Genomic DNA, 315 nt, shown 5'->3' on the forward strand with positions numbered 1-315 from the left:
CCCGTTCTCATCCCGAACACGATGGTTAAGACCTAAGCGGCCGATGGTACTATGCTGGAGACGGTATGGGAGAGCAGGTGGCTGCCGGAATCCCTTAAAAAAATAAAAGCAAAACGCTTTCGTATATAAAATATCATCTGCAAAGATGTTTATATACGCTGGTATTTACCAGTGATCCAAGCTCAGAAAGCTTCTGATCTTGAATGACTGATAAATCATCAGTCGGTAGAGGGAAAGCAAAGCATTCCGGTGGAAACGCCGAGAATCGCGAAGCGATTTCTCGCAGTAACTTGCGAAGCAAGTTATATGGTACCT

1 rRNA gene is annotated in these 315 nt (G+C 44.8%); it reads left to right on the plus strand.

The features are described from left to right. Positions 1–90 (plus strand): 5S ribosomal RNA (gene rrf, locus OCV62_RS18865); the annotation flags it as partial. Between the last annotated feature and the right edge of the window lie 225 nt (positions 91–315).

Source organism: Gallintestinimicrobium propionicum (assembly GCF_025567525.1).
Lineage (GTDB): Bacteria > Bacillota > Clostridia > Lachnospirales > Lachnospiraceae > Gallintestinimicrobium > Gallintestinimicrobium propionicum.